Source organism: Rhodococcus sp. P14, from assembly GCF_000256505.1.
Lineage (GTDB): Bacteria > Actinomycetota > Actinomycetes > Mycobacteriales > Mycobacteriaceae > Rhodococcus > Rhodococcus ruber.
In genome coordinates this window covers 1-6699 of sequence record NZ_AJFC01000382.1, presented here as the reverse complement: position 1 = coordinate 6699, position 6699 = coordinate 1, and the positions used below count along the sequence as shown (strand labels likewise).

Annotated in this window: 8 protein-coding genes; 4 read left to right on the top strand and 4 right to left on the bottom strand. The window is 69.7% G+C overall.

Going from position 1 to position 6699, the window contains the following annotated elements; all coding sequences use genetic code 11:
- Positions 1 to 189: 189 nt before the first annotated feature.
- Complete coding sequence (locus OEY_RS0126615) at positions 190 to 1026, top strand: mycofactocin-coupled SDR family oxidoreductase (RefSeq protein WP_010596776.1); 837 nt, start codon at positions 190 to 192, stop codon at positions 1024 to 1026.
- 40 nt (positions 1027 to 1066) lie between these two features.
- Here OEY_RS0126615 and OEY_RS0126610 read toward each other — a convergent pair whose 3' ends face one another.
- Entirely contained in the window at positions 1067 to 1834 is a 768-nt protein-coding gene (locus OEY_RS0126610) for a L,D-transpeptidase (RefSeq protein WP_010596775.1), read from the bottom strand.
- Between the two features lie 235 nt (positions 1835 to 2069).
- Positions 2070 to 2291, bottom strand: a complete 222-nt coding sequence (locus tag OEY_RS0126605) for a DUF3618 domain-containing protein (protein WP_003938940.1) — start codon at positions 2289 to 2291, stop codon at positions 2070 to 2072.
- Positions 2292 to 2365: 74 nt separating this feature from the next.
- Between OEY_RS0126605 and bcp the strand changes: the two genes are divergently transcribed.
- Complete coding sequence (gene bcp / locus OEY_RS0126600) at positions 2366 to 2842, top strand: thioredoxin-dependent thiol peroxidase (RefSeq protein ID WP_010596774.1); 477 nt, start codon at positions 2366 to 2368, stop codon at positions 2840 to 2842.
- Between the two features lie 8 nt (positions 2843 to 2850).
- Here the strand turns inward: bcp and OEY_RS0126595 are convergent, their stop codons facing one another.
- Positions 2851 to 4185: a dipeptidase gene (locus tag OEY_RS0126595; RefSeq protein ID WP_040271734.1), complete on the bottom strand. Its 1335-nt coding sequence runs from the start codon at positions 4183 to 4185 to the stop codon at positions 2851 to 2853.
- 186 nt (positions 4186 to 4371) lie between these two features.
- Here OEY_RS0126595 and OEY_RS0126590 point away from each other — a divergent pair, with 186 nt between their 5' ends.
- Entirely contained in the window at positions 4372 to 5247 is an 876-nt protein-coding gene (locus OEY_RS0126590) for a cyclopropane mycolic acid synthase family methyltransferase (protein WP_010596772.1), read from the top strand.
- An 87-nt stretch (positions 5248 to 5334) separates the two neighbouring features.
- Positions 5335 to 6132, top strand: coding sequence for a TetR family transcriptional regulator (locus tag OEY_RS0126585; RefSeq protein ID WP_026137844.1), 798 nt, complete (start codon positions 5335 to 5337; stop codon positions 6130 to 6132).
- Between the two features lie 11 nt (positions 6133 to 6143).
- On the opposite strand, the gene acpS is transcribed toward OEY_RS0126585, so the two are convergent.
- On the bottom strand, positions 6144 to 6545 hold the full coding sequence (gene acpS / locus OEY_RS0126580) for a holo-ACP synthase AcpS (protein ID WP_010596770.1): 402 nt from the start codon (positions 6543 to 6545) through the stop codon (positions 6144 to 6146).
- Positions 6546 to 6699 lie beyond the last annotated feature (154 nt).

Below are 6699 nucleotides of genomic sequence, written 5' to 3'. Positions count from 1 at the left end.
TTCCTCTCCCTCGTGAACGAGGCAGTATCCGCGCCGCACATCAGATGACGACGAGGCGTGCGTGTCCGGCTCGCACCGGCATGCCGCGACGACTGAGTGTGCCGAGCCGCCTTGCGATTTCGGTCCGATGCCCGTCGAACCCACCTACTGTGGGACGAACATCACACCGAATGCCGGAGGAGTACCACCATGGGTCAGCTCGAGGGCAAGGTCGCATTCATCACCGGTGCTGCACGCGGGCAGGGCCGCAGTCACGCGGTCCGGCTGGCGGAGGAGGGCGCCGATATCATCGCGGTCGATCTCTGCGCGCAGGTCGACTCCGTGGGCTATCCCCTCGCCACGCCGGACGACCTGGCCGAGACGGTTCGGCAGGTCGAGGCGCTGGACCGGCGGATCGTCGCCGGCCAGGCCGACGTCCGCGACAGTGCCGCCCTGAAGTCGGCGGTCGACGACGGCGTGGCCCAGCTCGGCCGGCTCGACATCGTCCTCGCGAACGCCGGCATCGCCAGCTTCGCGCCCGTCGAGGACCTGACGGACGAGATGTGGGACGACATGATCGACATCAATCTCACGGGGGTGTTCAAGACGGTGCGGGCGGCCGTGCCGCACCTGAAGGCCAACGACGGTGGCGGAGCGATCGTGCTCACCAGTTCCACCGCCGGCATCAAGGGACTGGCGAACCTGGCGCACTACGTCGCGGCCAAGCACGGCGTGGTGGGATTGACGAAGACCCTCGCCAACGAGCTCGCCCCGCACATGATCCGGGTCAACTCGGTGCATCCCACGTCGGTGGACACCGACATGATCCACAACGAGCAGACCTACGCGGTCTTCAACCCGGACAAGAAGCCGTCGGAGATCACCCGGGAGGAAGCGGGCGAGTCGTTCAAGACCATGAACGCCCTGCCGATCGAATGGGTCGAACCGGTCGACATCAGCAACGCGATCCTGTTCCTGGTCAGCGACGCGGGCCGCTACGTCACCGGGGTGCAGCTGCCGATCGACGCGGGCGCAGTGATCAAGTAGCCGTCCCGGGTCCGGTGCGCCGGCGGGCGAAGCCCGCCGGTCAGCCCTCCACGATCACGGGATCGCCGATCTTCACCCGGTCGAAGTACCACTGCGCGTTCTCGGTGCTCAGGTTGATGCACCCGTGGCTGACGTTCGCATACCCCTGCGAGTCCACCGACCACGGCGCGGCATGCACGAAGATGCCGCCCCACGTGAGCCGCACGGCGTACTCGGTGTCGATGCGGTAGCCCTCCGGGGAGTCGATCGGGACGCCGTAGGTGGACGAGTCCATGACGAGGTCGCGGAACTTCTCGAGCACCGAGAACGTGCCGACCGGGGTCTCGTAGCCGGGCTTGCCCATCGACGCCGGCATCGTCCGTACCACCTCGCCGTTGAGGAGGACCGTGAACTGGTGCGTCGAGCGGTTCGCGACGGCGACGAACTCGTCGCCCACCTGGAACTGGGTGCGCGCTCCGGCGACGGCGACGGTCACGGTGGTGTGCCCCGGCCAGAGGTCGTCGGGAACCCACTGCACCCGGCGGTCGTCGAGCCACGCGAAGTGGCCGCTCACCGGCTTCGACGTGGTGATCTCGACGGCACGCTCGGCGACGGCGCGGTCGGCGACGGGGGCGCCGAACCGGATGGTCACCGGGTGCCCCACCCCCACCACCGCGCCGTTCGCCGGCTCGAGCGCCGACGTGGGCAGCCGTGTCGGCGAAGCACCGCCGAGCGTCCCAGCAGTGGCCGCAGCCCCGGAGCCGAGCAGGGCCACGGCGGTCAGGATCGAGACGAGAAGAAGTCGTGCAATCCGCTGTGCGTTCGGCATGGCCGTCAGCCCCCTCCGAGATGGCGCGGTGTGGCTCACTCTCAGTCAATCACGCCATGATCGAACTCGGAACGGTCCAAGGTCACCGATCGGCCCGCGCGCCGACGCCGCCCGGAGACGACGAAGGGCACCGCGGTCCGGTACGCCGGACGACGGTGCCCTTCGGGGCCGGAACTCGGCGCGACAGAACTCGGCGCGACAGAACTCGGCGCGACAGAATTCAGCGCGACAGAATTCAGCGCAACAGCTTGCGCAGCACCAGCGCACCGACGACGGCGCCCACCGCGACGAGCGCGTACTTGACGTTGGGCTGGTTCACCTTCTCCATCACGGTCTGCTTGGTGTGCGCCATCACGTTCTTCGGGCTGGCGCGCACACTCAATTCGTCGAGGGTGCTCGCAAGCTGGTTGCGGGCGTTCTCGATGTCCCGTTCGATGGCCTCGGTGTCCCTACCCACGTGATCCTCCAGTTGGTCGCTGCACTGTGCTGCGACCACGGTAGTGGACGCACAGGTCCGTTACCCTCTCGGAGGTGACGGAAAACAGCAGCAGGCTCGCTCCCGGCGACACGGCTCCCGAATTCACCCTCCCCGACGCGGACGGCAACGAGGTATCCCTGTCGGACTACCGCGGACGCAAGGTGATCGTGTACTTCTACCCCGCGGCAAGCACTCCCGGGTGCACCAAGCAAGCCTGCGATTTCCGCGACAGCCTCGCCGACCTGAACGGCGCCGGGCTCGCCGTCGTGGGCATCTCCCCCGACAAGCCGGCCAAGCTCGCGAAGTTCCGGGACGCCGAGCAGCTGACGTTCCCGCTGCTGTCGGATCCGGACAGGACCACGCTGACGGCATGGGGTGCGTTCGGTGAGAAGAAGATGTACGGCAAGACCGTCACGGGCGTGATCCGTTCGACGTTCGTCGTCGACGAGGACGGCCGGATCGAGGTCGCGCAGTACAACGTCCGCGCCACGGGGCACGTCGCGAAACTGCGCCGCGACCTGTCGGTCTGACCTCCGGTTCACCGGCCGAGTGAGGCGAGGACCAGCGCCTCCGCGACGGCCATGTGCTCGAGTTCGGACGGGTCGACGCTCTCGTCGGGCGCGTGGATGCGGGCGCCGGGCTCCTCCACGCCGAGCAGCGCGATCTCCGCGTCCGGCAGCACCTGCTGCAGCACGGTGCACAGCGGGATCGAGCCGCCCTGCCCGACCGTGCCGACCTCGCGTCCGTAGACGGCGCCGAGCGCCCGTTGCAGCGCGGCGTATCCCGGCCCGCCGGTCGCCGCCCGGAACGGTTCGCTCACACCCTCCCGGTCGACCCGCACCCGCACGTTCCAGGGCGCGTGCGCATGCAGGTGCGCGACGAGGGCATCCTGCGCGGCGAGCGGGTCCGTCCCCGGTGGGACCCGCAGGTTCAGCCGCGCGGACGCGCGCGGCACGACCGCGGCCGCCGAGCCGACGACGGGTGGCGCGTCGATCCCGAGGATCGTCACCGCGGGCCGCGCCCACACGGCGTCGGCGACCGTCCCGGACGACAGCAACGAGACTCCCTCGAGCACACCGGCATCCGCGCGGAACGTGGTGTCCGGATAGGGTTCGCCCTCCCACGTGCCGTGGCTGTCGAGGCCGTCGATCACGGTGTCGCCGGCCTCGTCGCGCAGGCTCGACAGCAGGCGCACCAGCGCAGCGAGAGCATCGGGGGCCGCGCCGCCGAACTGCCCCGAGTGGATCTCCCCGGCCAGGGCGTCGACGTGCACGACGACGTTCGCCAGGCCGCGCAGCGACGTCGTGAGGGTCGGCCGTCCCGCCTCCGCGTTGCCGCAGTCCGCGACGAGCACCAGGTCGGCGGCGAACAGCTCGGGACGCGCCCGGGCGAGGTCCTCGAGACCACCGCCGCCGGTCTCCTCCGAGCCGTCGCCGACGATCCGGACCCCGACCGGCAGCGGCCCGAGTTCACGCAGCGCCCGCAGCGCGAGCAGATGCATCACCAGGTTGCCCTTGCAGTCCGCGGCACCGCGGCCGTACCACCGGCCGTCGCGTTCGGTGAGCTCGAACGGCGGGCTGTGCCACAGCGACTCGTCGCCCGGGGGCTGCACGTCGTAGTGGCTGTAGAGCAGCACGGTCGGCGCCCCCGGCGGTGCGGGGGTGTGCCCGAACACCGCGAGGGAGCCGTCGGAGGTCTCGATCAGCCCCGTGCCCTCGATGCCCACGGCGGTGAACGCGTCGCGCACCCATTCCGCGGCCGCGACACACTGTTCGGGCGGGAACAGACGCGGATCCGCCACCGACCGGAAGGCCACGAGTTCCGCGAGGTCCGCGCGCGCTGCCGGCAGGAGCCGGCGCACCCGCTCGCACATCTCCGCGACGTCCACGGCACCTCCCGATCGTTGTGTCTCGTTTTCGGTACGGGTACAGCCCGTCCCGATCGAAGCATGCCCGGCGCGCCGATATCCGGCGTACATTTCGCGATGTCGGGTCGCCAACGGGCGGAACGGTCCACGGGAGGCGGGGGGCCGGCCGACCCTCGAACGGAAGGCACTGCGATGCCACCCAGTCCGCAGACCGCACTCACGCCCTTCTACCGGCAGGTCCAGTCCCACTACGACCTCTCGGACGAGTTCTTCACCCTGTTCCTCGACCCGTCCATGACCTACAGCTGCGCGTACTTCGAGCGGGACGACATGACGCTCGAGCAGGCCCAGGCCGCCAAGGTCGACCTGTCGCTCGGCAAGTGCGACCTGCACCCGGGCATGACACTGCTCGACGTCGGATGCGGCTGGGGCTCGACGATGCTGCGTGCGGCCACGCACTACGACGTGGACACCATCGGGCTCACCCTCAGCCGAAACCAGTACGAGCACGTCCGCGATCTCGCCGCGCGACTGCCCGGCCCCCGCACCGTGGACGTGCGTCTGCAGGGCTGGGAGGAGTTCGACGGGCGGGTGGACCGCATCGTGAGCATCGGCGCGTTCGAGCACTTCCGGAGCGAACGCTACGACCAGTTCTTCACCAAGTGCCACGACATGCTGCCGCCCGACGGCCGGATGCTGCTGCACACCATCGTGGGGCACCGGCTCACCACCCTGCGCGAGCGGGGAATCCCGGTGACCCGCGAGAACGCGCTGTTCCACATCTTCATCAAACGGGAGATCTTCCCCGGCGGGCAGTTGCCGCAGCCGGAGACGGTGGTCGACGGCGCGGAGCGGTCGGGGTTCCGGGTCGACCGCATCCAGGCCCTGGCTCCGCACTACGTCCGCACCCTCGAACACTGGGCCGCGGCCCTGTCGGCCCGCCGCGACGAGGCGGTCGCCCTGTCGTCGGAGGAGATGTACGAGCGGTTCATGAAGTACCTGAACGGTTCCGCCGAGCACTTCCGGACGGGACACATCGACGTCATGCAGTTCACCCTCGTCAAGTGAGCCGACGGCGGCTCCGCGGTGTTAGCTGGGACTCGCCCTCACAGCTAGAAGTTCGGAATTCGGACAACCTCCGGCTAGCCTGGGCGCGTGGAGTCTGCAACGAAGCGCGGCCGTACCCCACGCCGAATCGACCCGGCGCTGGAGGTCCAGGCGGCCCCCCAGGAGCTCGTGCCGCGCCGCCGCCCGACGCAGGAGCGCAGCCGGCGCAAGTTCGACGCGCTGCTCGCCGCGTCCCGCGAACTGCTCACCGAGGTCGGCTTCGAGTCGTTCACCTGCGAAGAGGTGGCCGCCCGGGCCGACGTCCCCATCGGCACCCTCTACCAGTTCTTCGCCAACAAGTACGTCATCGTCTGTGAACTGAACCGGCAGGACCTGGTGGGCGTGCAGGACGAACTCGCCAAGTTCGACGGCGTCGTCCCGTCCGTGGACTGGCTGCGGTTCCTCAACTCCTTCGTCGACCATCTCGCCGGGCTGTGGATGTCGGACCCGTCGCGGCGGGAGGTGTGGCTGGCGATGCAGTCCACCCCGTCGACGCGGGCGACCGGCGCGATCCACGAGAAGGAGTTCGCCGAGCAGATCGCGCGGATGCTGGCTCCGCTGATGCCCGACACCCCCCGCGAGCGCCGCACTCTGATGGCCGAGGTGCTCGTGCACGTCGTGTACTCGATGCTGAACTTCTCCGTGCAGGACGACCAGAGCCACGCCGACGCGGTCGTCGAACTCAAGCGGCTGATGGGCGCATACCTGATGGTGGCCGAGAAGGAGTCGCGGACGAGCGCCAAGCGACGCAAGCGCCGTGAGGAGGCCTCCCGGGCGGAGGAGTCCCGCCGGGCCGACGACCCCGAAACGCGGCAGGCGGAGGAAGTCCGCACTTCCTCCGCCTGAAACCCGGGCCGCTACCCCTGCGGGTCCTCCTCGAGCACGACGAACGCCCCCGCCATGTCTCCGTCGTGCGTGAGCGAGACGTGGATCCGCACCCCGGTCAGGTGCGCGGCGACGTCGCCGTGCAGCCGGATCCCGGGCCGGCCCCACGCGTCGGAGACCACCTCGATCTGCCGGTGCACGGTCTCCGGCAGCACCGGCGGGCTGCCGAACAGCGACGCCGACCACGCCTTGATCAGCGCCTCCTTCGCAGCCCACCGGGCGGCGAAGTGCCGGCCGGGACGGGAGCTGCGGGTGTTCGCGTCCCGACGCTCGCCCGGGGTGAAGTTCGAGAGCATCGCCGTGCCTGCGCGGCCCAGCTGTTCCTCGAACTCCGACACCGTGACCAGGTCGAACCCGATCCCCGCAACTCCCATCCGTCCCGTGACCCGCTCTCTGTGACCGTGCGGCCGTCGGCTACTTGCAGCCGGGCAGACCCGAACGGTACACGTCGCCGTCGCCCAGTCGTGCCTGCGGCGAGAGCAGCACGTCCGCTTCGAGCTGGCGTGCCGCGTCGGCCGGCACCGAGTC